Here is a 25737-nt window from a genome sequence, read left to right as displayed (position 1 = left end):
GAATCGGGGCGTGACCCTGAAGATCGTTCTTGATCCCGATGCCGGTACCGCCCCGTACGAGCAACTGCGTACGCAGATCTCCGAACTGGCCCGCTCCGGCGCGCTTCCCGTCGGCTTCAGACTCCCGACGGTACGCGGTTTCGCCGAGGAGCTCGGCCTCGCCGCGAACACCGTCGCGAAGGCGTACCGCGCGCTGGAGGCCGACGGGGTGATCGAGACCCGGGGGCGCAACGGCACCTTCGTCGCCGCCGCCGGTGACGCGGCGGACCGTCACGCGGCTTCCGCGGCACAGGAGTACGCGGAGCAGGCGCGGCGGCTGGGCCTGTCCCGGGACGAGGCGCTGTCCCTGGCACAGGATGCGGTACGGGCGGCGTACGGGGCGGGGTGAGCGGGGCGGGTGCGCCGGGGCCGGAACCGCGGGCCCGGGTCCGTGCCGGGCCGATACGGGCCCGCGTCCGCGCCCGGTTCACAGATACAGGCCCGCGTCCGCCCCGGAGTCCTGCTTCGGCACCGACGCGGGACCGCTTCCGCGCCGCAGCGCGTACAGCTCGGCGAGCGTCGCGCCCTCGCGGCCGAGCCCCTCCTCCGTGCCCAGCCAGCCCACCGCCTCCTTGCGGGTCAGTGAGCCCACCTCGATCCTGGCGAGGCAGCGGCCGGGCCTGACCACGGCCGGATGGAGCCGCTCCAGGTCCTCGTTGGTGGTGACGCCCACCAGCACATTGCGGCCCTGTCCGAGCAGCCCGTCGGTGAGGTTCAGCAGCCGGGACAGCGCCTGGCCCGCGGTGTGCTTGGCCTCGCCGCGGATCAACTCGTCGCAGTCCTCCAGGAGCAGCAGCCGCCATCGGCCCCTGGACGTGCCGTCGTCCTCGCCGATCGCGATGTCCATCAGATAGCCGACGTCGTTGAAGAGCCGCTCGGGATCGAGCACGCAGTCGACCTGGCACCAGTCCCGCCACGAGCGCGCGAGCGTGCGCAGCGCGGAGGTCTTGCCGGTGCCCGGCGGCCCGTGCAGCAGGAGCAGCCGGCCCGCGATGTCGTCGGGCGTGACCTTCATCAGCCGGTCCATGGCATCGGCCACCGGTGCCGTGTAGTTGCCCCGGACCTCGTCCCAGGTGCCGGCGGCGATCTGCCGGGTGGTGCGGTGCGGGCCGCGTCGCGGGGAGACGTACCAGAAGCCCATCGTCACGTTCTCGGGCTGGGGTTCGGGCTCGTCCAGGGCGCCGTCCGTCGCCTGGCCGAGGACCTGCTGGGCCAGTTCCGGGGTGGTCGCGGTGACCGTGACGTCGGCGCCGCGGTTCCATCGAGAGACGAGCAGCGTCCAGCCGTCCCCCTCGGCGAGCGTGGCACTGCGGTCGTCGTCGCGGGCGGCGCGCAGCACCTTGGCGGCCGGCGGCAGCAGGGTCGCCCCGGACTTGACGCGTTCCAGCGAGGAGCTGTGCGAGTACGGCTGCTCGCCCGTCGCGAAACGGCCGAGGAACAGGGCGTCCACGACATCCGACGGGGAATCGCTGTCGTCGACGTTGAGCCGGATCGGAAGCGCGGACTCAGGGGTGGCGGACATGGCGCCCATGATCCGGCACGGGGGTACCCGGCGCACCAGGGTTTCACTGCCTTCCTCCCCTTTTCCGGCGGCGGCACCGGACATGACGGGGGCTCAAGGGGCGCGCGGGGGAGCTCAAGTCCTGGAGAACAAGTTGGCATGCACACTTCCGGTGGAGGTGTCGGTACTGCTACCACGGACTCGGCAGACCGCGCGGAGATCCCACCGGTCGGTCCAAGGGAGGTTCCATGAAGATGTCCAGACTCGCGGCGCTCTCGTCCTCGCTCCTGCTCGGTGCCGTGCTCGCTCTGACCGGAGCGGCCACCGCCAGTGCCGCCACGTCTGTTCAGGCCGTCGACTACGTCGCCCTCGGCGACTCGTACTCCTCGGGTGTCGGATCGGGCAGTTACGACAGCGCCAGTGGTGACTGCAAGCGCAGCACCAAGGCGTATCCGGCCCTCTGGGCCGCCGCCAACTCGCCCGCCTCGTTCTCCTTCGCCGCTTGCTCGGGCGCTCGTACGGGTGATGTGAAGGCCAATCAGCTCGGCCCCCTCGGCTCCTCGACCGACCTCGTCTCGATCTCCATCGGCGGCAACGACGCCGGCTTCGCCGACGTCATGACGACCTGCGTCCTCCAGTCCGAGGCCACCTGCCTCGACCGGATCGCCACGGCCCGCAGCTATGTCGAGTCCACCCTGCCCGGCAACCTCGACTCGGTGTACACGGCGATCCACACCAAGGCGCCGTCCGCCCGGGTCGTCGTCCTCGGCTATCCGCGCTTCTACAAGATCGGCGGCAGCTGTGCCGTCGGCCTGAGCGACAAGGTGCGCACCGCGATCAACGGGGCGGCCGACCTCCTCAACACGACCACCGCCAAGCGCGCGGCCGACCACGGCTTCTCCTTCGCCGATGTCGCGGGCAAGTTCACCGGCCACGAGATCTGCTCCGGAAGTGCCTGGCTGCACAGTGTCAACTGGCTGAACATCGGTGAGTCCTACCACCCCACCGCCGCCGGACAGTCGGGCGGCTACCTGCCCGCTCTCGACTCGGCGGCCTGACCGGCCGGAGCGTGCGCCGGGCCCGTCCGGCCGTCCGCCGGACAGGAGACCCCCTGCTCGCCGGGGTCTCCTGTCCGGCGGGGTGCGAAGGCGGGCCCGGGGCCCGTGGCGGGGCCCCGGGCGGAGTGTCTCCATCCGTTTCCGTTCTGTCCAAGTCGCCCTGAAATCGGGCGGATTCATGAATGAGGTGTCAACCTCCGTATGCGTGTGTGCAATCCCGCGCCCGGGATACACGGGTGTCGTCGCGGGGCGATAGGGTTAACCTGCCCGGGCCGGGTGCCCTCGTACGGGTGGGGAGTGACATGGAACAGATAGCGATGCGGAGCAGGCCGCGTGTGCCTGCGATCACCTGCGGGAGCGGTGCGACGAGTTCGCGCCTCGACCGCCATCTCGCGGTGCTCGGCGGCCCTGCCGTGCCGCAGCGGGAAGCAGCGGAGGCGACACTGCTGATGCGCGAGCTCACCTCGCGCGATGCCGCCCGTCGTCGTGGGAGCAAGAGCGCGCGCGTCTCGCTCTTCGCGCCGTTGCGACGGCTGAGGCGTTCACTCTTCGGCAGCCGCCGCTGACCCGACGGCCCGTCACGACCGCCCACCGGTCCTCCGCCCGGGCTCCCCGGCCAGGGTCCGTCGCCCGGCCCCCCGCTCGGGGCCGTGTGCGAGCACACCGTCCCGGCGCTGCGCTGCTGTCCGCCCTCCCGTCATCCCCAGGGCCCACGGCAGCGCTTCGGTGTGTTCACCGGCTGCCCGAGGGGCGGCGGCGGATCGGGACGCGGGACTCGCCGCGACCGGCCCTGCGCGCTGTCCCGTTGAGCGGAGCGCGCTCTCGTCACTCGCCGCCGCGCGCGTAACGCCGTACGGACAGCGGCACGAACACCACGAGGAGCACCGCCGACCAGGCGAGCGTCCCGGCGACCGGGTGGGCGACCGGCCAGGCGGCGTCAGCTGCGGGGGACGCGTTGCCGAACAGGTCACGGGTGGCCGAGGCCATGGCGCTGATCGGGTTCCACTCCGCGACCGTCCGCAGCCAGTCCGGCAGATTGCCGGTCGGGATGTACGCGTTCGACAGCAGCGGCAGGATGAACGTGGCACTGCCCAGCTGACCGGCGATCTCCTCGTTGCGGATCAGCAGGCCCAGCCAGCAGCCCAGCCACGAGGTAGCGAACCGCAGGAGCAGCAACAGGCCGAAGCCGCCCAGGGCGGCGAGCGGCCCGCCCTCGATCCGCCAGCCGACCGCGAGTCCCACGATGATCAGCGGGACCATGCCGATGGCCGTGGTCAGCAGATCGGCGGCGGTCTGGCCGAACGGCACGGCGGGCCGGCTCATCGGCAGCGTGCGGAACCGGTCCATCACCCCGCGGTGGCAGTCCTGCGAGGCCTGGAACATCCCGACCATGATGCCGTTCGCCGCCGTCGCCGCCAGCAGGCCCGGCACCAGGAACGCGCGGTACTCCTGGCCGGGCATGGCCAGCGCGCTGCCGAACACGTACCCGAAGAACAGCAGCATCGTGATCGGCATGGTCTGGGTCAGGATCACCACGCCCGGCGCCGCCTTGATCCGCTGGAGATGGCGTCCCAGTACGGCCAGGGAGTCGGCGACGGGGGTGCTCGCGGCAGTCGTGGCGGGCCGCTCCCGGACCAGTGTCGTGCTGCTCATGCTGCCGTCTCCTTCAGTGGTGGGGAGGTGCGGCCGTCGCCGCGGTCGGTCAGGCGGAGGAAGACCTCGTCGAGCGTCGGCGGACGCAGACTCGCGTCGATCACCGGGACGCCCGCCGCGTCGAGCTCGCGGACGATCCGGGGGAGGGTGAGCGTCGTGTCGGACGCGACGGCGCCCACGGTGCGGCGCTCGTGGTCGAGCACCGGTTCGGCGCCGGTGAGCTGGTCGAGCACGCCGGCCGCCGGGATCAGCGCCGACTCGTGGGGGACGACCACTTCGGCGTAACTCCCGATCCGGGACTTCAGCTCGGCGGGGGTGCCGCGGTGGGCGGCCCGGCCCCGGTCGATCAGCACGATGTCGTCGGCCAGCTGATCGGCCTCCTCCAGATACTGCGTGGTGAGCAGGACGGTGGTGCCCCGGCCGGCCAGTTCCCTCACCGCCGCCCAGATCTGGTTGCGGCTGTGCGGGTCCAGGCCGGTGGTCGGCTCGTCCAGGAAGAGCACCCGCGGGCGGGTCAGCAGGCTGGCGGCGAGGTCGAGGCGGCGGCGCATGCCGCCCGAGTAGGTGCGGGCCGGGCGGTCGGCCGCCTCGGCCAGCTCGAAGCGCTCCAGGAGCTCGTCGGCGCGGGTGCGGGCCGCCTCGCCGCGGAAGCGTTGCAGCTTGGCGAAGAGCCGCAGATTCTGCCGGCCGGACAGCTCCCCGTCGACCGAGGCGTCCTGCCCGGTGACCCCGATCGCGGCGCGGACCGAGGCCGCCTCGCGCACCACGTCGTGGCCCGCGACCAGGGCGCTGCCGCCGTCCGGCGCCGTCAGCGTGGTGAGCACCCGGACGGCGGTGGTCTTGCCCGCCCCGTTCGGCCCCAGCACTCCGCAGACGGTGCCCTCGGCGACCGCGAGATCGAGCCCGCGCAGCGCGTGGACATCGCCGTAGCGCTTCTCCAGACCTTCACTAAGTACAGCGTACGTAGTTGTCATGCGGCCCACCGTACCGCACTACGTACGGTGTACGTAACTAGGATGGTGGGCGAGGTGATGATCGATGGTGGGGCGACCCGCTGTACCCGAAGTGATCTGGGCACGCCCCGAGCGTGCGGGCCGCGGCCCCAGGCCCGCGTTCAGCCGAGCGGACATCGCGGCGGCCGCCGTCCGCATCGCCGATGCGGAGGGCTTCGACGCGGTGTCCATGCGCAAGGTCGCGGCGGAGCTCGGCTGCGGCACCATGTCGCTCTACAACTACGTGCCGCGCAAGGAGGACCTGTACGAGCTGATGCTCGACGCGGTCAGCGGGGGGTACGAGTTCCCCGAGCCGTCCGGCGACTGGCGCGCCGACCTCGTCGCACTGGCCCACCAGACCCGCGCGATGATGCACCGCCACACCTGGGTGCCCCGGCTGATGTCACCCGTGTACGGCTTCAGCCCGAACTCCCTGCGGTACCTGGAGTACTCGCTCAGCTGCCTGGACGGGCTCGACACGCGGTTCGGCGAGAAGATGGAACTCATCGCCATGGTCAACGGCGTGATCACCACCTATGTGGCCAACGAGATCGCCACGGCGGAGCGGAGCCGGTCGCTGCCCTGGTCCGAGGAGCAGGAGCACGCCGTGCGCACCGGCTATCTGATCAGCCAGATCGCGACCGGGAAGTACCCGCGGATGGCGGCGGGATTCGCCGAGGACCCGGGGCCGATCGATCTGGAGGGGGTCTTCGACCGGGCGCTCCACCGGGTGCTGGACTCCTTCGACCGGTAGCCCTGCCGGGCTCCCCTCACAGCAGCGCGAACTGCCCGTCCGGGCCCTCCTCCTGATGGCCGAGCACCGACGCGGGCCGCCGGGCCGCGGCCGGGACGGGCAGGACGCCCGCCGCGCGGAGATCGGCGGGCGTGATCCGCGGGCCGTCGGCGAGCGACTCCTGCCGGGGCCGGAGCCCGTCCAGCAGGGCGAGCAGCGTGATCAGCTCCAGCAGCTCCGAGGTCCACTCCTGGAGCCAGCCCCGGGGCCGGAGCGCCTCCAGACCGTCCGCGTCGACGGCCCCGGCCGCCGAACGACGCTCGAACCAGAGCTCCAGCATCCGCACCCCGCTCACCCGGAACTCCCACGCCCCGGCCGGCACCGGCGAGATCCGGCCCGTCCCCAGCGTGAGCGTCTCGCCGTCCGGGTCGTACGCCAGGCCGGCCGGAACGGGCGGAATCGCGGCCCGCACATAGGGCCGCCGCCCGCCGGGCAGCCGCGGGCGCTCCCCGCCCCGGGCGCCCCGCATCTGCAACCGCAGCAGCTCCTGCCCCAGCTCCACCCCGGCCGACCAGCGCGCGCTGTCGGCGGGCAGCGGGACCACGCATCCGGCGGGGGAGCGGCGGGCCGCCGCGAGCGCCCACGCCAGCACCGAACGGGCGGTCACCGACTCCCCGTGGCGGGCGCGCAGCAGGCCGAGCAGCCCGGGGGCCAGATTGGGTTCATGGCCCTCGGGGCGCCGGTAGAGCGGCCGGATCAGGCCGGGCCGGCCCGCGGGGGAGTGGCCGTCCGGCAGCAGCGCCGTCACGGACAGGGCGGGGCCGGTGTCCTGCGGCACGTATCCGTGCTCCACGGCGAAGAGCTGGTGCCCGTCGGCGACCCGCCACAGCTCGGGGCGGGCGGCGTCGATCAGCCGGTGGTCGGGGAGCAGCCACTGCTCGTCGAACGGGCCGTGCGCGATCCTCACCGGCTCGGGGCACGGCCCCTCCTCGCGGGCGAACCGGCCGGTACCGGTGGCCTGTCCGGGCAGCGCGGCCACCGGGGTCCACGGGGTACGGGCACGCGTCGCCCGGAACAGCCGCTCGCGCTCGCCCGCCGGGGCCCGCACCAGCCGCTCCCAGCGCGCTCTGAGGGTGGCGGCATCGGGGGCCGTCACCCAGGGGCGGCCGGTGCGCAGCGGCCGTACGGACCAGGGCATGAGGTCGTCGAGGAGCGGGGCGTCCGTGTCCTGGCCCTCATTCCGGCCGCCCGCCGCCCGTGCTGCCACCGTGTCGTCCCCCCGTCGCCACGTCCGCCCGCCTTCCCGGGCATCGTAGCCGCGCCCCTTCGGCGCGAGGCGGTGCGTCAGTGCGCTTCCGGGGCGGTCGGCGCCCTTGCGCGCTGGTCAGTGCGCTTCCACGGTGACCGAGAAGGAGAAGCGGTCGCCCCGGTAGCGGATCTGCGCCACGTCGACCACGTGCCCGCTCTCGTCGTACGTCACGCCCGTGTAGAACAGGATCGGGCTCAGCAGCGGGACCTGGAGGAGCTCGGCGGTCGCCGGGTCGGCCAGGCGCGCCTCGACCGTGTCGGTGATGCGCGCGATGCGGACGCCGACCCGGTCGCGCAGCACCTTGGTCATCGGCCAGCGTTCGAGATCGGCGACGTCGAGGCGGGCCGCGACCTCGGGACGCACCACGTTCTCCGCCCAGTTGGTGGGCTCGTCGCTCTCCCCGTCGCGGCGCAGCCGGCGGTAGCTGACCAGTTCCGGGCAGTCGGGGAAGTACTCGGTGAGATCCCCCGGTACGGCGACCGGGCCGTGGCCGAGCACCGAGGCCCGCTCGCCCGACTGCTGGGCCACGATCGCGTCGATCGAACCCAGCAGCCGGACCGGCGACACCCGGCGGGCGCGCGGCTCGATGAAGGTGCCGCGCCGCCGGTGCCTGCTGATCAGCCCTTCGGTCTCCAGCTCCTTGAGCGCCTGGCGCATCGTCAGGACGCTGACGCCGTAGTGCGCGGCGAGCTGCTCCTCGGTCGGCAGCCGCGCCGAGGCTTCCTTGGCGCGGCCCAGTATCGAGGCGCGCAACGACTGCGAGACCTGGTACCACAGCGGCAGCTTGCGGTTCAGGACCAGCGAGTCGGGGGCGAAGGCCGGCCCCGTGGGGATCTTGGGCGTCTGAGGCACCTGGGGCCTTTCGTTCGGACCGGGCCGGATGGAGGAGCGGCGGTGTCGCCTACGGCCGGAAGTTGCGGCTCAGACCCTGCCACACGTCGTCGTAGCCGTGCTGAAGGTGTCCGGCGGTCGCCGCCTGCCCCGTCGCCGTCACCGGCCAGCGGGTCTCGAACATGAAGGCGAGGCCGTCGTCGATCTTCTGCGGCTTCAGCTCCGCCCCGCTCGCCCGGTCGAAGGTCTCCCGGTCCGGGCCGTGCGCCGACATCATGTTGTGGAGCGAACCGCCACCCGGGACGAAACCGCCCTTGCCGGCCGTCTTCGCGTCGTACGCGCCCTCGATCAGGCCCATGTACTCGCTCATCACATTGCGGTGGAAGTACGGCGGCCGGAAGGTGTCCTCGCCGACCAGCCAGCGCGGCGCGAAGACCACGAAGTCGACACCGGCCAGACCGGGGGTGTCGGACGGCGAGGTCAGTACCGTGAAGATCGAGGGGTCGGGGTGGTCGTAGCTGATCGAGCCGATGACATTGAAGCGGTGCAGGTCGTAGACGTACGGGGTGTGGTTGCCGTGCCAGGCGACCACATCGAGCGGCGAGTGGTCGTAGGTCGCCGACCAGAGGTTCCCGCAGAACTTGTTGATCACCTCCACCGGGCGGTCGTCGTCCTCGTACGCGGCGACCGGGGCGAGGAAGTCCCGGGCGTTGGCGAGGCCGTTGGCGCCGATCGGGCCGAGATCGGGGAGGGTGAACGGCTGGCCGTGGTTCTCGCAGACATAGCCGCGGGCGGTGGCGTCGAGCAGCTCCACGCGGAAACGGACACCGCGCGGGATCAGAGCGACATGCCCCGGTTCGGCACGCAGCAGGCCCAGTTCGGTACGGAGCAGCAGACCGCCGCGCTCCGGGACGATCAGCAGCTCGCCGTCCGAGTCGCTGAACACCCGGTCCGTCATGGAGGTGTCGGCGTGATAGAGGTGCACGGCCATGCCGGTGCGCTGCGCCGCGTCGCCGTTGCCGCCGAGGGTCCACAGGCCCGCGAGGAAGTCCGTCCCGGGCGTGGGCTCGGGAAGCGGATCCCAGCGCAGCCGGTTGGGGTCCGGCACGGATTCGGTGAACGGGGCGGTCCGGATCGCCCCGTTGCCGATCCGGGTGAACGGGGGATGGGCGGCCGACGGACGGATCCGGTAGAGCCAGGAACGGCGGTTGTGGGCCCGTGGTTCGGTGAAGGCGGAGCCGCTCAGCTGCTCCGCGTAGAGCCCGAGGGGCGCGCGCTGGGGGGAGTTGCGGCCGTGCGGCAACGCCCCCGGGACCGCCTCCGAGCTGTGCTGATTGCCGAAACCGGCGGAATGCTCCAGCGCCTCCGCCGTCTTCCTCGCCTGCTCGTTGCCGCTCATGTGCGCTCCCGGTGCCGAAGGAATCCTATGGGTAACCGTAGGAATTGGAGCGGGGCGAGTCAACGGCATTGGTGATGCACGAGGGGGTTCAAAAAGGTGAACAATGCTCTACTCTCCCGCACATGTCGTGGACACGAAGACTTCTGGTGGTCCTCGCGGCGCTCGCCGCCGCCCTCCTCGCGGCCCCGGCCGCCCAGGCGCACGAAGAACGTCCGGTCACCCTGCCCGACGGAACCGGCAGCGTCCCCGTGTACCGCACCGGGGAACCCGATCTGCTGGTCTGCAAGAGCGACCGGGCGGACTTCGAACGACGGGTGTCCCGCTTCCCGCAGGCGCTGCGGACCCGGAACCTGAAGCTCTTCGACCGGTGCCAGGAGTCCGGCTACCGCCATCTGCAGCAGGCGGTCGACGCGGTCGACAGGCCCGGCGTGAACATAGCCGTCCTGCCCGGCCTGTACGAGGAGGAGCCCTCGCTGCCCAAGCCGGCCGGGGAGTGCGCCAGGCTGAAGGCGCCCAACTCCAAGCTCGGCTACCAGATCCTGTCGTACGCGCAGCAGCGGCGGTGCCCGCACAACCAGAACCTGGTGGCGATCCTCGGTAAGAAGGACCTCCAGATCGAGGGCACCGGCGCCGAGCGCACGGACGTGGTCGTCGACGCCAAGTACCAGAAGCTCAACGCGATCCGCGCGGACGGCTCGGACGGCATCTACTTCCGGAACTTCACCGCCCAGCGCACCACCTTCAACTCCCTTTACGTGCTGGCCCAGGACGGCTTCGTCATCGACTCCGTCCTCACCCGGTGGAACGACGAGTACGGCTTCCTGACCTTCGCGAGCGACCACGGGCTGTACAAGAACTGCGAGTCGTACGGAAACGGCGACTCCGGCATCTACCCTGGCAGCGCGTCGAACATCAACGACGCCCACGGCTACGACGTGCCGCGCTACTCCATCGAGATCACCGGCTGCCGCAGCCACCACAACATGGTCGGCTACTCCGGCACCGCGGGCGACTCCGTCTACGTCCACGACAACGAGTTCGACCACAACATGGGCGGCGCCTCGATGGACAGCGCCTTCCCCGGCCACCCCGGACTGCCGCAGAACCACGCCCGCTTCGAACGCAACCTGATCCACGACAACAACGCCGACTACTACCCCTACGTCGCCGACGGCACCTGCGCCAAACCGCCGGTGGACCGGGGCTACGAGGAGGGGGTCGTCTGCCCGCAGATCTCCATGCCGCCCGGCTCCGGCATCATCACCGCGGGCGGCAACTGGAATCTGTACGAGAACAACTGGATCTACGGACAGCGGCGCGCCGCTTTCGTCCTGACCGCCGTGCCCGCCTTCATCCGGGGCGAGGGCGCACTGGCCAAGCAGGCCGACACCTCGCACCACAACCGCTACGCGGGCAACCATCTCGGCAGGGACAAGGCGGGCAACTCCCGGCCCAACCGCACCGATGTGTGGTGGGACGGCCAGGGCGAGGGCAACTGCTGGCAGGCGGACGCCGGGCCGTCCTCCCCGCGCGCCCTGCCCGCCTGCGGTTCCGCGCGCGGCGACGTGTCCGTGCGCACCGACCGGCTCGTCGGCGAACCGGTCAAGCTCGCCCAGCTGCTGGTCTGCGCCGACTACAACGTGCAGGCGCGCCGGCTGCCGGCCGGCTGCGACTGGTACGGGGCGCGGGGCATCGAGCGCATCGAGGTGCAGCTGGCGCTGGCGGTCGCGGTGGTGCTGGTGCTGGTCGGCGGGGTGCTGTGGTGGCGCAGGCTGCGCGGCAGCCGGCTCGCCGCGGTGGCCGCGGTGCTCGGCGTGATCGGCCTCGGGCTCGATGTGGCCGGATCGACGACGGGGCTGGCCGCCACCTATGTGCCCGCGCTGGCGCTGCTGCTGACGGGGCTGTGGTGGACCGGCACCGGTCTCGTGCTCCGGAGGGAACGGCCCTGGCTGGGCTGGACCACGGTGGTGCTGGGTGCGCTCACGCTGCTGGACGCCGTGGACAAGGCCGTGTTCATGATCCCGTGGATCCCGATCGGCCCGGCCTGGGTACGGGGGCTGCTCGGCGTGGTCTGGGTCGTGTGGGCCGTGATCGCCGCCGCCCGCCACGGGGACCGCACCGCGCCGGGGGAGACCGGGACCCCGGCCCTCGCCGCTGCCCCGGCCACGGGCCCCGCCCCGGCTCCCGGTTCCGCCCCGGAAGGAGACGCATCGTGAAGCGTTCCAGCACACCGTCGCGGCCCGGCCGGCCGCTTCGGGCCACCCGCCCGGTCGTTGCCGCCGTCACCGTACTCACCGCGGGCGCCCTCGTGTTCGGCGCCGGCGCCTGCGGTGGGCGGGCCACCACCCACCACAAACCCGGCACCAGCCATGAGCAGGCCGGCGGCAGCGTCGGACGGCTGCTCACCGCCGACGACGGCTCCGGCAACCGGCTGCGCCAGGTCGACGCCGAGGGCGCCCCCGCCGTGACGGTCGCCGTGCGACCCGACTCCGAGGACGGGTGGAACGTCCATCTGTCCGTGCGGAACTTCAGGTTCACCCCGGACAGCGTGGGCGGCGCCGCGCTCCCCGGGCGCGGCCACGCCCGGCTGTTCCTCGACGGGCACCCCCTCGCCCGCGTCTACGGCTCCTGGTTCCACCTCCCCGCCTCCCTCGTCCGCGCCGCCGGCGGGGGCACCCGCCTCACCGCACGGCTCTACGCCGACGACCACACCGCCTGGGCCGTGAACTCCACCCCCGTCCAGGCCACCGCCTCCCTCGCCGCCTCCTCCGGGCCGGCCTCCGCCCCCGAGGAGAGCCGGCCGGCAACACCGTCTCCCGACATCACACTTGAGATCGCCGTCTCCCACGGCGAGGTCAGCCCGGACCCCGGCCGCACCGAGATCAAGAAGGGCCGGACCGTCCAGCTCCGGGTCCGCAGCGACCGCGCCGACACCCTCCATGTCCACGGCTACGACAAGGAGGCCCGGCTGCCCGCGGGCAAGACCGTCATCCTCACCTTCACCGCCGACCGCAGCGGGCTCTTCGAGGTCGAGACCCATGAGTCCGACCTGCTCCTGACCCAACTCGTCGTACGGTGAGCGTCCTCGCCCACGGCATCGGCGCCCAGCACGACCTCCCGCTCTCCCCCTTCTACGCCTTCGCCGGTGCCTTCGCCGCGCTCTTCGTCTCCTTCCTCGCGCTCGGCCTGCTCTGGTCCGCCTCCCGCTTCCGCGGCGACCGGGCGGGCCGCCCGCTGCCATCCGCCCTCCAGCGCCTCGCCGACGCCCGCCCCACCCGTACCGCGGTGCGCGCACTCGGCCTCGCCGCCGCCCTGTACGTCGCGCTCAACCTCCTCCTGGGCCCGGACGACCCGGACCGCAACCCGGGCCCCGGGGCCGTGTACGTACTCCTCTGGGTCGGGCTGGTGCCCGCATCGCTCCTCCTCGGTCCCGTCTGGCGACTGCTCAATCCGCTGCGCACCGTCCACCTCCTCGGCTGCCGCGCACTGGGCCGCGACCCCGCCGCGGGCCGGCCCCTTCCCGCACGGCTCGGTCTGTGGCCGGCCGCCGCGGGGCTCCTCGCCTTCACCTGGCTCGAACTCGTCTCCCCCGACCCCGCTTCGGCCACCGCCCTCCTGGTCTTCCTCTCGCTCCACACCGCCGTCCACCTCGTGGGCGCCGCCCGCCACGGCGCCGGGTGGTTCGACCGGGCGGACGCCTTCGAGGTCTACTCGGGGCTGCTCGCCCGGCTCTCCCCGCTCGGCCGCCGCCCCGCCGACCGCCGCCTCGTGCTCCGCTCGCCGTTCAACGGACTCGACGCCACCCCGCAGACCCCCGGACTCGTCGCCACCGTCTGCGTCATGCTCGGCTCCACCGCCTACGACGGCTTCTCCGACTCCCCGTCCTGGATCACCACCGTCCAGACCTCGCCCCTGGGCCGCACCACCGCGGCCACGCTCGGACTGCTGGGCGCCATCGCCCTCGTCGCCGCCCTCTACACCCTCTGCACCGGAGCCGTGAGGCTGATCTCCGGCCGGCTGAGCCACCCGCTCACCGCCTTCGCCCACTCGCTCGTCCCGATCGCGCTCGGCTATCTCGTCGCCCACTACTTCACGCTCTTCGTCACCGAAGGGCCACGCACGGTCATGGTGGCATCCGGCACTGACAATCCCGCTCCGCCCGAGCCGCTCCTGGGCCCCGGCGGGGTCGCCACGCTCCAGGTCGCCGCGATCGTCCTCGGCCACGTACTCGGCGTCGTCGCCGCCCACGACCGGTCCGTGCGCCTCTTCCCGCCCGGCCGCGCCGTCGCGGGGCAACTCCCGCTGCTGGTCCTGATGATCACGTACACCATCGGCGGGCTGTCGCTGCTCATCGCATGAGAGCCGCGCCGGGCCCCGGTGGCCATCCGCCCACCGGGCGCCCCGGAACCCACCGGCCACCCGCAGCAGAGGAGACCCACGGCATCATGGAGCCCGTGCCCCATGCGAACACGAACCTCCGCCGCGCCCCCGTGCAGCAGCGCAGCGCCGAGCGCCTCGCCCGGATACTCGACGCCTGCGCCGAACTCCTCGACGAGACCGGCTACGAGCAGCTGTCCACCCGGGCGGTGGCCATCCGTGCCGGGGTCCCCATCGGCTCGGTCTACCGGTTCTTCTCCAACAAGCGCGCGCTGACCGACGCGCTGGCCCGGCGCAATCTGGACAGCTACGCCGAGCGCATCACCGAGCGCCTCGCCGTCATCCCGACCACCGACTGGCGCGGCGCCATCGATGCCGTACTGGACGAATACCTGGCGATGAAGCGTTCCGTGGCCGGATTCGCCTTCATCGACTTCGGCGCTGCGGCCCCCGAGGAGGACCCCGCCAACGACGCCAACCAGCGGGTCGCCGGCCGGCTCGCCGAACTCCTCTCCGGTCACCTGGGCGGCACCTTCGACGAGGACCTCTCGCGCACCGTCCTGGTCTGCGTCGAGGCCGCCGACGCCCTCCTCCAACTCGCCTTCCGCACCGACCCGTCGGGCGACCAGGCCATCGTCGCCGAGACCCGCGTCCTGATCCGGGCCTACCTGGCGAGCGTGCTGGACTGACCGGACGGCACCGGGCGCCGGATGTCCGCACCTTGCGCAGGCACCCCGCCGATGCGCCGCACCGACGCATCCGGCCGGCGCACCGCCCCGATGCGCCCCGCCGCCGCCCCGCCGCCGCCCGGTGGGGCGCCGGTGGTGCCCGAGCCGCAACCCCCGCGTTGACCTGGGGTTTTGCTCGTATTGCTCGCATGTCAACATCTTGTTAACGCTGTGAGCCGCGCCCTAACGTCATCCGCACCGCCGAGTCCGGTGGGAGTTCAAGGGTGAGCGATAGGTATCCACATGCTGACAATCCTCGGCTTCGCCATGATTGCGACCTTCCTGGTCCTGATCATGATGAAGAAGATGTCGCCGATCGCGGCGTTGGTCCTGATCCCCGCGCTGTTCTGCGTCGCCGTCGGGCAGGGCGCGAAGCTCGGTGACTACGTCATCGAGGGCGTCGGCAATCTCGCCCCGACCGCCGCGATGCTGATGTTCGCCATCGTCTACTTCGGCGTGATGATCGACGTCGGTCTCTTCGACCCGATCGTGCGGGGCATCCTGCGCTTCTGCAAGGCGGACCCGATGCGGATCGTCGTCGGTACGGCCGTGCTCGCCGCCATCGTCTCCCTCGACGGTGACGGCTCCACCACCTTCATGATCACCGTCTCGGCGATGTATCCGCTCTACAAGCGCCTCAAGATGAGCCTGGTCGTGATGACCGGGGTCGCCGCCACGGCGAACGGCGTCATGAACACCCTTCCCTGGGGCGGCCCCACCGCCCGCGCCGCCACCGCGCTCAAGCTGGACGCGGGCGACATCTTCGTCCCGATGATCCCGGCGCTCGGCGTCGGACTGCTCGCGGTCCTGCTCCTCGCCGTCGTGCTGGGCCGGCGCGAGCGCAAGCGGCTCGGCATGCTCACCCTCGACGAGGTACTGGCCACCGGGACGGCCGCACAGACGGAGACCGTTCTCGTCGGGGCGGGCGGCAGCGGCAGCGACCGTACCCGCAAGAACTCCGGCGGAGCCGGCACCGGCACGGACGGCGACGCGGCAGATAACGCGGGAGCGGACGGGGACGAGGGCGGGGACGGGGACGAGGGCTTCCAGGGGCTGGACCCGGACCGGGCCACCCTGCGGCCCAGGCTCTACTGGTTCAACGCCGGCCTCACCATCGCCCTGCTCACCGCGATGATCATGGAACTGATGCCGATCCCGGTGCTCTTCCTGCTCGGCGCGGCGCTCGCCCTCACGGTCAACTTCCCCCACATGCCCGACCAGCGGGCCCGGATCGCCGCCCACGCCGACAACGTCCTCAACGTCTCCGGCATGGTCTTCGCGGCCGCGGTCTTCACCGGCGTCCTCTCCGGCACGGGCATGGTCCAGCACATGGCCGACTGGCTCGTCGGCGCGATCCCCGACGGCATGGGCCCGCACATGGCGATCGTCACCGGCATTCTCAGCATCCCGCTGACGTACTTCATGTCCAACGACGGCTTCTACTTCGGCGTCGTCCCGGTGCTCGCCGAGGCGGGCGCCGCCCACGGTGTCTCCCCGCTGGAGATCGCCCGCGCCTCCCTGGTCGGCCAGCCCCTGCACATGTCCTCCCCGCTGGTTCCGGCCGTCTATGTGCTGGTCGGCATGGCGAAGGTCGAATTCGGCGACCACACCAGGTTCACCGTCAAGTGGGCCGCGCTCACCTCGCTGGTGGTCCTGTGCGCCGGCCTCCTGTTCGGCATCATCTGACCGTGCGCACCGTCCAGGGGCCCGGCAGGAGCTGGCTGCTGCGTCTCGTTATCGCCTTCGCCTTCGCGCAGGGGGCGGTGTCGATGGCGCGGCCCGCCGTCTCCTACCGGGCTCTCTCGCTCGGCGCGGACGAACGCGCCATCGGCGTGATCACCGGGGTGTACGCGCTCCTCCCGCTCTTCGCCGCCGTCCCGCTCGGGCGCCGGACCGACCACGGCCGCTGCGCGCCCCTGCTGCCCTTCGGCGTCGTCCTGATCGCTGGCGGCTGCGCGCTGAGCGGCCGGGCGGACTCGCTGACGGCGATGGCGGCCTGGAGCGGTGTGATGGGGCTCGGCCACCTCTGCTTCGTCATCGGCGCCCAGTCGATCGTCGCCCGCCAGTCCGCCCCGGCCGAACAGGACCGCAACTTCGGGCACTTCACCATCGGCGCCTCCCTCGGCCAGCTCATCGGCCCGATGGCCGCGGGGTACCTGATCTCCGAGCGGGACGGCGCCATGGCCCGCACCAGCGCACTCGCCCTGCTCGTCTCGGCGGCCGTCGCCGCCGTCTCCCTCACCTCGCTCCGGCGCATCGAGCACCGCTGCGCGCCCGCCGCCCGCCGGGCGGAACCGGCCGCGAAGGTCCCCGTCGGCCGCATCCTGCGGGCCCGCGGGGTCCCGGCCGGGATCTTCATCAGCCTCGCCGTGCTCTCCGCGACCGACATCCTCACCGCGTACCTGCCCGTCGTCGGCGAACACCGGGGCATCGCCCCCGCCACCATCGGACTGCTGCTCAGCCTGCGCGCCGCCGCGACCGTCGCCTGCCGCCTGGTGATGACCCCGATGCTCCGGGTCCTGGGCCGGACGGCGCTGCTCACCACGACCTGTCTGCTGGCCGGACTGCTCTGCGCGGGCATCGCGCTGCCCGTCCCCGTGGCCGTGCTGGCCGTGATGCTAGCCGTGCTCGGCTTCTGTCTCGGCGTCGGGCAGCCGCTCTCGATGACCACCGTCGTCCAGGCCGCCCCGCCGGAGGCCCGGTCCACCGCGCTCGCCCTCCGGCTGACCGGAAACCGTCTGGGGCAGGTCGCGGCCCCCGCGTCCGCCGGTCTGATCGCCGGAGTGGCGGGCACCGCAGCGCCGTTCGTCATGCTCGGCACCCTCCTGATCGCGGCGGCGGGACTGGGGGTGCGGGGCGGGCGGCGAAACCGGAGGGCCGGTGCCGCCGGGGCCGTACCGGCGGAGCCCCGGCCCGGCCGGCGCCCCGCCGGCCGCGACCGCACCTGACACCCGCCGACGGCGGCGGGCTGTCGCCGGAACCCGGCCGTTGACCTCAAGTCCACTGGAGGTCGTACGTTCCTCCCATGAGCATGGAAACCACGGCGTGGACACAGCTCCACAACGTCATGAACGCGCAAGCGGACCGACGCCCCTTCGACCGGAACACCCTGCGGCGCATCGCCGCCTTCGCCCGCCCGCACCGGCGCCGCGTCGCGCTCTTCCTGATCCTGAGCGTGGCGACGGCGCTCCTCGCGGTCGCCACCCCCGTCCTCGCGGGCCGGGTCGTGAACGCGATCGTGACCGGCAAGGAGTCGGGCACCGTCACCGGGCTGTCCCTCCTCATCGCCGTGATCGCCGTCGCGGAGGCCGCCCTCGGCCTGGTCAGCCGCTGGCTCTCGGCCAATCTCGGCGAGGGCCTGATCCTCGATCTGCGTACCACCGTCTTCGACCATGTGCAGCGCATGCCGGTCGCCTTCTTCACCCGGACCCGTACCGGCGCGCTCGTCAGCCGCCTCAACAACGACGTCATCGGGGCCCAGCGCGCCTTCAGCAACACCCTGTCCGGCGTCGTCAGCAATCTCGTGACGCTGCTGCTCACCCTCGGCGTCATGCTCTCCATCTCCTGGCAGATCACCGTGCTCGCGCTGGTGCTGCTGCCGGTGTTCGTGCTGCCGGCCCGGCGGATGGGCACCCGGATGGCGAGGCTCCAGCGGGAGGCCGCCGCCCACAACGCCGCGATGGGCACCCGGATGACCGAGCGCTTCTCCGCCCCCGGCGCCACCCTGATCAAGCTCTTCGGCCGCCCCGCCGACGAGTCCGCCGAATTCGCCGTCAGGGCCGGCCGGGTGCGCGACATCGGCGTACGCACGGCCATGGCCCAGTCCGCGTTCATCACCGCCCTCACCCTCGTGTCGGCGCTGGCGCTCGCCCTGGTCTACGGGCTCGGCGGGTTCTACGCACTGCGTGGTCAGCTCGACGCGGGCGCGGTCGTGGCCCTCGCCCTCCTGCTGACCCGGCTGTACGCACCGCTCACCGCACTCGCCGGGGCGCGCGTCGAGGTGATGAGCGCACTCGTCAGCTTCGAGCGGGTCTTCGAGGTCCTCGACCTCCAGCCGCTCATCGACCAGAAGCCGGACGCCCGGACGGTCCCGGACGGCCCGGTGTCCGTCGAGTTCGACCAGGTGCGGTTCGGCTACCCCTCCGCCGACAAGGTCTCGCTCGCCTCGCTGGAGGACGTCGCGAGCCTCGACACCCGCGGTGGCGGCGAAGTGCTGCGCGGAGTCTCCTTCCGCGCCGAGCCCGGCCAGACGGTGGCACTCGTCGGCTCCTCCGGCGCGGGTAAGTCGACCATCGCCCAACTGCTGCCGCGGCTGTACGACACGGACGAGGGCGCGGTACGCATCGGCGGCGTCGACGTGCGCGACCTGACCGCCGACACCCTGCGCGACACCCTCGGCATGGTCACCCAGGACGGCCACCTCTTCCACGAGTCGGTGCGCGCCAACCTGCTGCTCGCCCGCCCCGGAGCCGCCGAGGAGGACCTCTGGGACGCGCTGCGCCGCGCCCGCCTGGACGGTCTCGTCGCCTCGCTGCCCGACGGGCTCGACACCGTCGTCGGCGAACGCGGCTACCGGCTCTCCGGCGGCGAACGCCAGCGCCTGACCATCGCCCGGCTGCTCCTGGCCCGCCAGCGCGTCGTCATCCTCGACGAGGCCACCGCACACCTCGACAACACCTCCGAGGCGGCCGTCCAGGAGGCACTCACCGAGGCGCTCGCCGGCCGTACCGCGGTCGTGATCGCCCACCGGCTCTCCACGGTACGGACCGCCGACCTCATCCTGGTCGTGGAGGACGGGCGGATCGTGCAGCGGGGCACGCACGACGAACTCCTCGCGGCGGGCGGCCGCTACGAGGAGCTGTACCGCACCCAGTTCGAGCACCCGGGCGCGGAGCACGGGGAGCTCGACCGGCAGCCCCTGGCGTGACGGGCGTCTCTGGCGCCTGAAAACTAACAGCGCTAGTTTGGGTTGCGGACGACCCCGTCCGCAACGGTGACCGGGAGGAACAGCGATGAAGGCCCACGACGGCATGTACATCGACGGGGCCTGGCGGCCCGCCGCGGGACGGGACACGATCGCGGTGGTGAACCCGGTGGACGAACAGGTCATCGCCGAGGTCCCGGCCGGCGGGGCCGAGGACGTCGACGCCGCGGTACGGGCCGCCCGCGCGGCCCTCCCCGGCTGGGCGGCCACCGCGCCCGCCGAGCGGGCCGCGCGGATCGCCGCCCTGCGCGATGTGCTCGTCGCGCGCAAGGACGAGATCGCCGGGACCGTCACCGCCGAACTCGGCGCGCCGCTGCCCTTCTCGCAGGCGGTGCACGCGGGGGTGCCGATCCTGGTGGCCGGCTCGTACGCCGAACTCGCCGCCTCGTACGCCTTCGAGGAGAAGGTCGGCAACTCCACCGTGTACGCGGAGCCGGTCGGCGTCGTCGGTGCGATCACCCCGTGGAACTACCCGCTGCACCAGATCGTCGCCAAGGTCGCCCCCGCGCTCGCGGCGGGCTGCACGGTCGTCCTCAAGCCCGCCGAGGACACCCCGCTGACCGCCCAGCTCTTCGCCGAGGCGGTCCATGAGGCGGGCGTCCCCGCAGGTGTGTTCAACCTGGTCACCGGCCTCGGCCCGGTCGCCGGACAGGCCCTGGCCGAGCACGACGGCGTCGACCTGGTCTCGTTCACCGGTTCCACCGCCGTCGGCAGGCGGATCGGCGCCGCGGCCGGTGCGGCCGTCAAGCGCGTCGCCCTCGAACTGGGCGGGAAGTCCGCCAATGTCATCCTGCCGAGCGCGGACCTGGCCAGGGCCGTGGGCGTCGGCGTCGCCAACGTCATGGGCAACTCCGGCCAGACGTGCAGCGCCTGGACCCGGATGCTGGTGCACACCTCGCAGTACGACGAGGCGGTCGCGCTCGCCGCGGAGGCGGCCGCCAAGTACGGCGACCGCATCGGCCCGCTCGTCAACGCCAAGCAGCACGCGCGGGTGCGCGGCTACATCGAGAAGGGCGTGGCGGAGGGCGCCCGCCTCGTCGCCGGCGGCCCCGAAGCCCCGCGCGAACAGGGCTACTTCGTCAGCCCCACCGTGTTCGCCGATGTCACCCCGGAGATGACCGTCGCCCAGGAGGAGATCTTCGGCCCCGTCGTCTCGCTCATCCGCTACGAGGACGAGGACGACGCCCTGCGCATCGCCAACGGCACCGTCTACGGCCTCGCGGGCGCGGTCTGGGCGGGCGACGAGGCGGAGGCGGTGGCCTTCGCCCGGCGGATGGACACCGGGCAGGTCGACATCAACGGCGGCCGGTTCAACCCGCTCGCGCCGTTCGGCGGCTACAAGCAGTCCGGCGTCGGCCGCGAACTCGGCGCTCACGGGCTCGCGGAGTACCTCCAGACCAAGTCCCTCCAGTTCTGACCGTTGAGCACCGCCCGTTTCCCCGTTGCCGATCGTCAAGGAGCCTGTCCGTGGTCCGCGCCGCCGTACTGCCCGCCGTCGGAGCTCCTCTGGAGATCACCGACATCGAACTCCCGGAGCCCGGCCCCGGCCGGGTGAGGGTCGCCCTCGCCGCCGCCGGCGTCTGCCACTCCGACCTCTCGCTGTCCGACGGCACCATGCGGGTGCCCGTCCCCGCCGTACTCGGCCACGAGGGCGCGGGCACCGTCGTCGCGGTCGGCGAGGGCGTCACCCATGTCGCACCGGGCGACGGCGTCGTGCTCAACTGGGCGCCCTCCTGTGGTAGTTGCCACGCCTGCTCGCTGGGCGAGGTCTGGCTGTGCGCCCATGCGCTGAACGGCGCGGGCGCGGTGCACGCCCGGCGCGCCGACGGCGGCGGCGAGCTGCACCCCGGTCTCAACGTCGCCGCGTTCGCCGAGGAGACGGTGGTCCCGGCGGGCTGCGTCCTGCCTGTGCCCGGCGGCGTCCCGCTCACCGACGCCGCCCTCCTCGGCTGTGCGGTCCTGACCGGATACGGCGCCGTGCACCACTCGGCGCGGCTGCGCGAGGGAGAGACGGTGGCCGTGTTCGGCGCCGGGGGAGTGGGGCTGGCCGCGATCCAGGCCGCCCGTATCGCCGGCGCCTCGCGCATCGTCGCGGTCGACGTCTCCCCGCGGAAGGAGGAGCTGGCCCGCCGGGCGGGCGCCACCGACTACGTGGTCGCCTCGGAGAACACCGCCCGCGAGATCCGGGCCCTCACGGACAAGCAGGGGGTGGACGCCGCCATCGAGTGCGTGGGCCGCGCCGCCACCATCCGCACCGCCTGGGAGTCGACCCGCCGCGGCGGCCGGACCACCGTCGTCGGCATCGGCGGCAAGGACCAGCAGGTGACGTTCAACGCCCTGGAGATCTTCCACTGGGGACGCACCCTCTCCGGCTGCGTCTACGGCAACTCCGACCCCGCTCGGGACCTGCCGGTGCTGGCCGCCCACGTCCGGGAGGGGCGGCTCGACCTCGGCGCCCTGGTGACCGGGCGCATCACCCTCGACGACATCCCGGCCGCGTTCGAGAACATGATCGCGGGGAAGGGCGGGCGGGCTCTGGTGATCTTCTAGGACGCGTCCGGGAGACCGCCACCCCGGCCAGGCAGAGCAGCCCTCCGGCGACCGCGGGCGGCGCGGGCACCTCGTCCAGCAGCAGCCAGGACATCAGCACCACCAGGGCCGGCACCGCGTACGTGGTGGCGCCCATCCGTCCCGCCGTGGTCCTGGCGAGCGCGTAGGCCCAGGTGGTGAAGGCCAGCGCGGTCGGGAAGAGACCCAGATAGACCATGTTCAGGGTGGCGGACAGCGGGGCGCCGGCGGCGTCGGAGACCAGCGCACCGGAGAACGGCAGACAGGCGACGGTGCCGACCAGGCAGCCGAAGGTGGTGATCTGAAGCGCGGAGCCGTGCCGCAGGGCGGGCTTCTGGCGCACCACCCCGGTCGCGTACGCCACGGCGGCCAGCAGGCACAACAGCACACCGAGCACCGAGGCGCCGCCGTGCCCCGACATCGAGAGCCCCACCACCGCGGCGCCCGCGAACGACACGGCCATGCCCGCCAGCAGCCTGCGCGGCAGCCCCTCGCCCAGCATCCGGGCGCCGAGCAGCGCGATCAGCAGCGGGCCGATGTTCACCACCATCGCGGCCGTGCCCGCGTCGACCTGCTGCTCACCCCAGTTGAGCACCACCATGTACAGGCCGAACCAGAGCAGCCCGGACCAGATGATCCCGGGCCAGGCGGCCCGCGGGGGCAGTCCCTCGCGCCGCACCAGCAGGAGTGTGCCCAGGGCCAGGGAGCCCGCGAGCAGCCGGCCCAGGGCGAGGGCGCCGGGCGAGTAGGCGGCGCCGGCGCTGCGGATGGAGACGAAGGCGGAGGCCCACAGCAGCACGGTGGTGCCGGCCGCGGCGGTGGCCCGCCAGTCGCGGAGCGGCGCGGGGGAGGGGGTCGGGGTCGCTGTCATGGCTACGACCGTAGGGCCGCGACCGTTCGGCCCCTACCGAAGGGTCGAGGGCTCGATGCCGAGGTGCTCGTGCAGCGCCCGTTCCCCGTCCGGGGTGGCCTTCACCGCGCGCCCGGACCCGATCCGTACGCACCATCCGGCCTCCAGCGCATGGCGGCACAGCGCGGCGCCCGCGACCCCGGCCAGATGCGGCCTGCGCTCCGTCCAGTCCAGACAGCTCCGCACCAGGGGACGCCGCGAACCGGTCTCCAGGCCGATGCCCAGCTCGCCGAACCAGCGCAGGCCGGTGTCGGTGAGCGCGAAGCCGGTGTCCTGCTCCAGCAGCCCCCGTACGGTCATCGCGTCGGTGATCGCGATGCCGATCCGCCCCGCGAGATGGTCGTAGCAGGTGCGGCCGCGGGCCATCGCGCTGCCCGCGTTCACCGCGCTCAGGGTGCGCGGACGCCCGGGTGCGGAGCCGGGGACGACGTGGGCCGCCAGGTCCTCGACCAGGTGCGCGATCCGTTCGTCGGCCAGCCGCAGATAGCGGTGGCGGCCCTGCCGTTCCTCGGCCAGCAGCCCGCCCGCGACGAGCTTGCCGAGGTGTTCGCTGGCGGTCGACGGCGCCACGGAGGCGTACCGGGCCAGTTCCCCGGCGGTCCAGGCGCGGCCGTCGAGCAGGGCCAGGCAGAAGGCGGCGCGGGTCTCGTCGGCGAGGAGCGCGGCCAGGGCGGCGAGCCGGGGCGCGGCCGGGTCGGGGTGTGCCATGCGTGCCATGGGAACCAGGATGCGTCAGGAACGCTTCGGTGCCTGCCGAACCGTTCCGCCCGGTGACAGCAGTTCGTACTGGAGCGAGAGGCCGTCGACCAGGGCCCGCAGCCCGGTCTCGAAGGCCCCCTCGTCGACCTTCTGGCGCCGCTCGGCCAGCAGATGGGCCTGGCCGAGGTGCGGGTAGTCGGCGGGGTCGTACGCCGTCTCGTCGTCGACGAAGCCGCGGGCGAAGGAGCCCAGTGCCGAACCGGTGATGAAGTAGCGCATCAGGGCCCCGATGTACGTCGCCTGGGCGGGCGGCCAGCCGGCCCGGACCATCGCGCCGAACACCGCGTCGGCGACCCGGAGACCGGCCGGCCGGCGGCCCGGGCCCTGGGCGAGCACCGGAACGATGTGCGGGTGCTCGGTGAGCGCCGCACGATAGGAGACGGCCCAGTCGTGCAGGGCGGCGCGCCAGCCGCGGGTGTCCGACTCGTCGAACATCGACAGATCGACCTGCGCGGACACGGAGTCCGCGACCGCGTCCAGGATCTCGTCCTTGTTGCGGAAGTGGTTGTAGAGCGAGGGCCCGCTGACCCCGAGTTCGGCCGCGAGCCGACGGGTGGACACGGCGTCGAGCCCCTCGGCGTCCACGAGCGCGCTCGCCGCCTCGACGATGCGGTCTCTGCTGAGGAGGGGCTTGCGCGGTCGGGCCATGCGGCACATAGTAGGGCCTGCAAGCAAAAAACTAGCAGTGCTAATTAAAGCGGAGGGGCGAAGGATGAACCTGGAACTCAGCGAGGAGCAGGAAGCCGTCCGGCAGCTCGCCAAGGACTTCGTCGCCCGCGAGGTCGCCCCGCACGTCGTGGAGTGGGACCGTGCCGAGAACGTCGACAAGTCGATCGTGAAGAAGCTGGGCTCCGTCGGCTTCCTCGGGCTGACCGTCCCCGAGGAGTACGGCGGTTCGGGCGGCGATCACCTCGCGTACTGCCTGGTCACCGAGGAGCTCGGGCGTGGCGACTCCTCGGTCCGCGGCATCGTCTCCGTCTCCCTCGGCCTCGTCGCCAAGACCATCGCCGCCTGGGGCGACGAGGAGCAGAAGCGGCACTGGCTGCCGGGGCTCACCGCGGGCGAGGCGATCGGCTGCTTCGGCCTCACCGAGCCCGGCACCGGCTCGGACGCCGGGAACCTCGCGACGAGGGCCGTCCGGGAAGGCGGCGAGTACGTCATCAACGGCAGCAAGATGTTCATCACCAACGGCACCTGGGCCGATGTGGTGCTGCTCTTCGCCCGCACCGACGACACCCCCGGCCACAGGGGCATATCCGCCTTCCTGGTCCCCACCGACACCCCCGGACTCGGCCGCCGCACCATCCACGGCAAGCTCGGCCTGCGCGGCCAGGCCACCGCCGAGCTGGTCCTGGAGGACGTCCGGGTGCCCGCGTCGGCGCTCCTGGGTCCGGCGGGCAAGGGCTTCTCCATCGCCATGTCCGCCCTGGCCAAGGGGCGGATGTCGGTCGCGGCCGGCTGCGTCGGCATCGCCCAGGCCGCCCTCGACGCCGCCGTGGGCTACGCGGGCGAACGCGAGCAGTTCGGCAAGTCCATCGCGGGCCACCAGCTCGTCCAGGAGCTCATCAGCGACATCGCCGTGGACGTCGACGCCGCCCGGCTGCTGACCTGGCGGGTGGCGGACCTGGTCGACCGGGGCGAGGACTTCGCCACCGCGGCCTCCAAGGCCAAGCTCTTCGCCTCCGAGGCCGCCGTCCGCGCCGCCAACAACGCGCTCCAGGTCTTCGGCGGCTACGGCTACATCGACGAGTACCCGGTCGGCAAGCTGCTGCGCGACGCCCGCGTGATGACGCTGTACGAGGGCACCAGCCAGATCCAGAAGCTGATCATCGGCCGCGCGCTGACGGGGGTCTCCGCCTTCTGACCCGTGCGCCGCTCGAACGGGCGTCTGAGTAC

Annotated in this window: 23 protein-coding genes; 14 read left to right on the top strand and 9 right to left on the bottom strand. The window is 72.6% G+C overall.

Annotated elements, in window-relative coordinates; all coding sequences use genetic code 11:
* The first annotated feature begins 10 nt into the window (after positions 1 to 10).
* Positions 11 to 388, top strand: a complete 378-nt coding sequence (locus tag AB0D53_RS10005; protein ID WP_362442737.1) for a GntR family transcriptional regulator — start codon at positions 11 to 13, stop codon at positions 386 to 388.
* A gap of 78 nt (positions 389 to 466) precedes the next feature.
* Here the strand turns inward: AB0D53_RS10005 and AB0D53_RS10000 are convergent, their stop codons facing one another.
* Positions 467 to 1570: a DUF5925 domain-containing protein gene (locus tag AB0D53_RS10000; protein ID WP_362442993.1), complete on the bottom strand. Its 1104-nt coding sequence runs from the start codon at positions 1568 to 1570 to the stop codon at positions 467 to 469.
* A gap of 218 nt (positions 1571 to 1788) precedes the next feature.
* Between AB0D53_RS10000 and AB0D53_RS09995 the strand changes: the two genes are divergently transcribed.
* On the top strand, positions 1789 to 2598 hold the full coding sequence (locus AB0D53_RS09995) for an SGNH/GDSL hydrolase family protein (RefSeq protein ID WP_362442734.1): 810 nt from the start codon (positions 1789 to 1791) through the stop codon (positions 2596 to 2598).
* Positions 2599 to 2900: 302 nt separating this feature from the next.
* Complete coding sequence (locus tag AB0D53_RS09990) at positions 2901 to 3164, top strand: hypothetical protein (protein WP_362442731.1); 264 nt, start codon at positions 2901 to 2903, stop codon at positions 3162 to 3164.
* Between the two features lie 259 nt (positions 3165 to 3423).
* Here the strand turns inward: AB0D53_RS09990 and AB0D53_RS09985 are convergent, their stop codons facing one another.
* Positions 3424 to 4251 carry an ABC transporter permease gene (locus tag AB0D53_RS09985; protein WP_362442728.1) on the bottom strand — a complete coding sequence of 276 codons (828 nt, stop codon included), beginning with the start codon at positions 4249 to 4251 and terminating at the stop codon, positions 3424 to 3426.
* On the bottom strand, positions 4248 to 5225 hold the full coding sequence (locus AB0D53_RS09980; RefSeq protein ID WP_362442725.1) for an ATP-binding cassette domain-containing protein: 978 nt from the start codon (positions 5223 to 5225) through the stop codon (positions 4248 to 4250). Before AB0D53_RS09980 ends, AB0D53_RS09985 begins: the two co-directional genes overlap by 4 nt.
* Before the next feature lie 64 nt (positions 5226 to 5289).
* On the opposite strand from AB0D53_RS09980, the gene AB0D53_RS09975 reads away from it, so the two are divergent.
* Positions 5290 to 5997, top strand: coding sequence for a TetR/AcrR family transcriptional regulator (locus tag AB0D53_RS09975; RefSeq protein ID WP_362442722.1), 708 nt, complete (start codon positions 5290 to 5292; stop codon positions 5995 to 5997).
* Between the two features lie 16 nt (positions 5998 to 6013).
* On the opposite strand, the gene AB0D53_RS09970 is transcribed toward AB0D53_RS09975, so the two are convergent.
* From AB0D53_RS09970 to hmgA, 3 genes are all read right to left on the bottom strand, one after another.
* Complete coding sequence (locus tag AB0D53_RS09970; protein WP_362442719.1) at positions 6014 to 7243, bottom strand: type ISP restriction/modification enzyme; 1230 nt, start codon at positions 7241 to 7243, stop codon at positions 6014 to 6016.
* A gap of 117 nt (positions 7244 to 7360) precedes the next feature.
* Positions 7361 to 8137, bottom strand: coding sequence for a GntR family transcriptional regulator (locus AB0D53_RS09965; protein ID WP_362442716.1), 777 nt, complete (start codon positions 8135 to 8137; stop codon positions 7361 to 7363).
* A gap of 49 nt (positions 8138 to 8186) precedes the next feature.
* Complete coding sequence (gene hmgA / locus AB0D53_RS09960; RefSeq protein WP_362442713.1) at positions 8187 to 9515, bottom strand: homogentisate 1,2-dioxygenase; 1329 nt, start codon at positions 9513 to 9515, stop codon at positions 8187 to 8189.
* 122 nt (positions 9516 to 9637) lie between these two features.
* Here hmgA and AB0D53_RS09955 point away from each other — a divergent pair, with 122 nt between their 5' ends.
* From AB0D53_RS09955 to AB0D53_RS09915, 9 genes are all read left to right on the top strand, one after another.
* Positions 9638 to 11731: a right-handed parallel beta-helix repeat-containing protein gene (locus AB0D53_RS09955; protein ID WP_362442709.1), complete on the top strand. Its 2094-nt coding sequence runs from the start codon at positions 9638 to 9640 to the stop codon at positions 11729 to 11731.
* A 92-nt stretch (positions 11732 to 11823) separates the two neighbouring features.
* Positions 11824 to 12594: a hypothetical protein gene (locus AB0D53_RS09950; RefSeq protein WP_362442990.1), complete on the top strand. Its 771-nt coding sequence runs from the start codon at positions 11824 to 11826 to the stop codon at positions 12592 to 12594.
* On the top strand, positions 12591 to 13874 hold the full coding sequence (locus tag AB0D53_RS09945) for a hypothetical protein (RefSeq protein ID WP_362442706.1): 1284 nt from the start codon (positions 12591 to 12593) through the stop codon (positions 13872 to 13874). The genes AB0D53_RS09950 and AB0D53_RS09945 overlap by 4 nt, the downstream gene beginning before the upstream one ends.
* 86 nt (positions 13875 to 13960) lie before the next feature.
* Positions 13961 to 14581, top strand: coding sequence for a TetR/AcrR family transcriptional regulator (locus tag AB0D53_RS09940; protein WP_362442703.1), 621 nt, complete (start codon positions 13961 to 13963; stop codon positions 14579 to 14581).
* A gap of 282 nt (positions 14582 to 14863) precedes the next feature.
* Positions 14864 to 16306: a citrate:proton symporter gene (locus AB0D53_RS09935; RefSeq protein ID WP_362442699.1), complete on the top strand. Its 1443-nt coding sequence runs from the start codon at positions 14864 to 14866 to the stop codon at positions 16304 to 16306.
* The gene (locus tag AB0D53_RS09930) at positions 16303 to 17568 is read left to right on the top strand and encodes an MFS transporter (RefSeq protein ID WP_362442986.1); all 1266 of its coding nucleotides are present in this window, start codon (positions 16303 to 16305) and stop codon (positions 17566 to 17568) included. Before AB0D53_RS09935 ends, AB0D53_RS09930 begins: the two co-directional genes overlap by 4 nt.
* Before the next feature lie 77 nt (positions 17569 to 17645).
* A complete protein-coding gene (locus AB0D53_RS09925) occupies positions 17646 to 19547 on the top strand; it encodes an ABC transporter ATP-binding protein (RefSeq protein WP_362442696.1) in 1902 nt (633 codons plus the stop codon).
* A gap of 85 nt (positions 19548 to 19632) precedes the next feature.
* Complete coding sequence (locus AB0D53_RS09920; RefSeq protein ID WP_362442693.1) at positions 19633 to 21021, top strand: aldehyde dehydrogenase family protein; 1389 nt, start codon at positions 19633 to 19635, stop codon at positions 21019 to 21021.
* A gap of 50 nt (positions 21022 to 21071) precedes the next feature.
* Positions 21072 to 22154 carry a Zn-dependent alcohol dehydrogenase gene (locus AB0D53_RS09915; RefSeq protein ID WP_362442690.1) on the top strand — a complete coding sequence of 361 codons (1083 nt, stop codon included), beginning with the start codon at positions 21072 to 21074 and terminating at the stop codon, positions 22152 to 22154.
* On the opposite strand, the gene AB0D53_RS09910 is transcribed toward AB0D53_RS09915, so the two are convergent.
* The 3 genes from AB0D53_RS09910 to AB0D53_RS09900 are packed head-to-tail and all read right to left on the bottom strand — an operon-like array spanning position 22078 to position 24489.
* Positions 22078 to 23043 carry a DMT family transporter gene (locus AB0D53_RS09910; RefSeq protein WP_362442687.1) on the bottom strand — a complete coding sequence of 322 codons (966 nt, stop codon included), beginning with the start codon at positions 23041 to 23043 and terminating at the stop codon, positions 22078 to 22080. The two genes, AB0D53_RS09915 and AB0D53_RS09910, sit on opposite strands and share 77 nt — an antisense overlap.
* 33 nt (positions 23044 to 23076) lie before the next feature.
* A complete protein-coding gene (locus tag AB0D53_RS09905) occupies positions 23077 to 23790 on the bottom strand; it encodes a winged helix-turn-helix domain-containing protein (RefSeq protein WP_362442983.1) in 714 nt (237 codons plus the stop codon).
* A gap of 24 nt (positions 23791 to 23814) precedes the next feature.
* On the bottom strand, positions 23815 to 24489 hold the full coding sequence (locus AB0D53_RS09900; RefSeq protein ID WP_362442684.1) for a TetR family transcriptional regulator: 675 nt from the start codon (positions 24487 to 24489) through the stop codon (positions 23815 to 23817).
* Positions 24490 to 24553: 64 nt separating this feature from the next.
* Between AB0D53_RS09900 and AB0D53_RS09895 the strand changes: the two genes are divergently transcribed.
* Positions 24554 to 25705 carry an acyl-CoA dehydrogenase family protein gene (locus AB0D53_RS09895; RefSeq protein WP_362442681.1) on the top strand — a complete coding sequence of 384 codons (1152 nt, stop codon included), beginning with the start codon at positions 24554 to 24556 and terminating at the stop codon, positions 25703 to 25705.
* Positions 25706 to 25737 lie beyond the last annotated feature (32 nt).

The organism is Streptomyces sp. NPDC048295 (assembly GCF_040652135.1).
GTDB lineage: Bacteria > Actinomycetota > Actinomycetes > Streptomycetales > Streptomycetaceae > Streptomyces.
The sequence above is the reverse complement of the archived record's forward strand: the minus strand, read 5'-3'. Positions and strand labels throughout refer to the sequence as shown.

Bases quoted from the DNA above. Each gene is read 5' to 3' on its own strand.
- AB0D53_RS10000 (WP_362442993.1), bottom strand. From the start codon at position 1,570: ATGGGCGCCATGTCCGCCACCCCTGAGTCCGCGCTTCCGATCCGGCTC.
- AB0D53_RS09995 (WP_362442734.1), top strand. From the start codon at position 1,789: ATGAAGATGTCCAGACTCGCGGCGCTCTCGTCCTCGCTCCTGCTCGGT.
- AB0D53_RS09990 (WP_362442731.1), top strand. From the start codon at position 2,901: ATGGAACAGATAGCGATGCGGAGCAGGCCGCGTGTGCCTGCGATCACC.
- AB0D53_RS09985 (WP_362442728.1), bottom strand. From the start codon at position 4,251: ATGAGCAGCACGACACTGGTCCGGGAGCGGCCCGCCACGACTGCCGCG.
- AB0D53_RS09980 (WP_362442725.1), bottom strand. From the start codon at position 5,225: ATGACAACTACGTACGCTGTACTTAGTGAAGGTCTGGAGAAGCGCTAC.
- AB0D53_RS09975 (WP_362442722.1), top strand. From the start codon at position 5,290: ATGGTGGGGCGACCCGCTGTACCCGAAGTGATCTGGGCACGCCCCGAG.
- hmgA (WP_362442713.1), bottom strand. From the start codon at position 9,515: ATGAGCGGCAACGAGCAGGCGAGGAAGACGGCGGAGGCGCTGGAGCAT.
- AB0D53_RS09955 (WP_362442709.1), top strand. From the start codon at position 9,638: ATGTCGTGGACACGAAGACTTCTGGTGGTCCTCGCGGCGCTCGCCGCC.
- AB0D53_RS09940 (WP_362442703.1), top strand. From the start codon at position 13,961: ATGGAGCCCGTGCCCCATGCGAACACGAACCTCCGCCGCGCCCCCGTG.
- AB0D53_RS09935 (WP_362442699.1), top strand. From the start codon at position 14,864: ATGCTGACAATCCTCGGCTTCGCCATGATTGCGACCTTCCTGGTCCTG.
- AB0D53_RS09925 (WP_362442696.1), top strand. From the start codon at position 17,646: ATGAGCATGGAAACCACGGCGTGGACACAGCTCCACAACGTCATGAAC.
- AB0D53_RS09920 (WP_362442693.1), top strand. From the start codon at position 19,633: ATGAAGGCCCACGACGGCATGTACATCGACGGGGCCTGGCGGCCCGCC.
- AB0D53_RS09910 (WP_362442687.1), bottom strand. From the start codon at position 23,043: ATGACAGCGACCCCGACCCCCTCCCCCGCGCCGCTCCGCGACTGGCGG.
- AB0D53_RS09905 (WP_362442983.1), bottom strand. From the start codon at position 23,790: ATGGCACACCCCGACCCGGCCGCGCCCCGGCTCGCCGCCCTGGCCGCG.
- AB0D53_RS09900 (WP_362442684.1), bottom strand. From the start codon at position 24,489: ATGGCCCGACCGCGCAAGCCCCTCCTCAGCAGAGACCGCATCGTCGAG.
- AB0D53_RS09895 (WP_362442681.1), top strand. From the start codon at position 24,554: ATGAACCTGGAACTCAGCGAGGAGCAGGAAGCCGTCCGGCAGCTCGCC.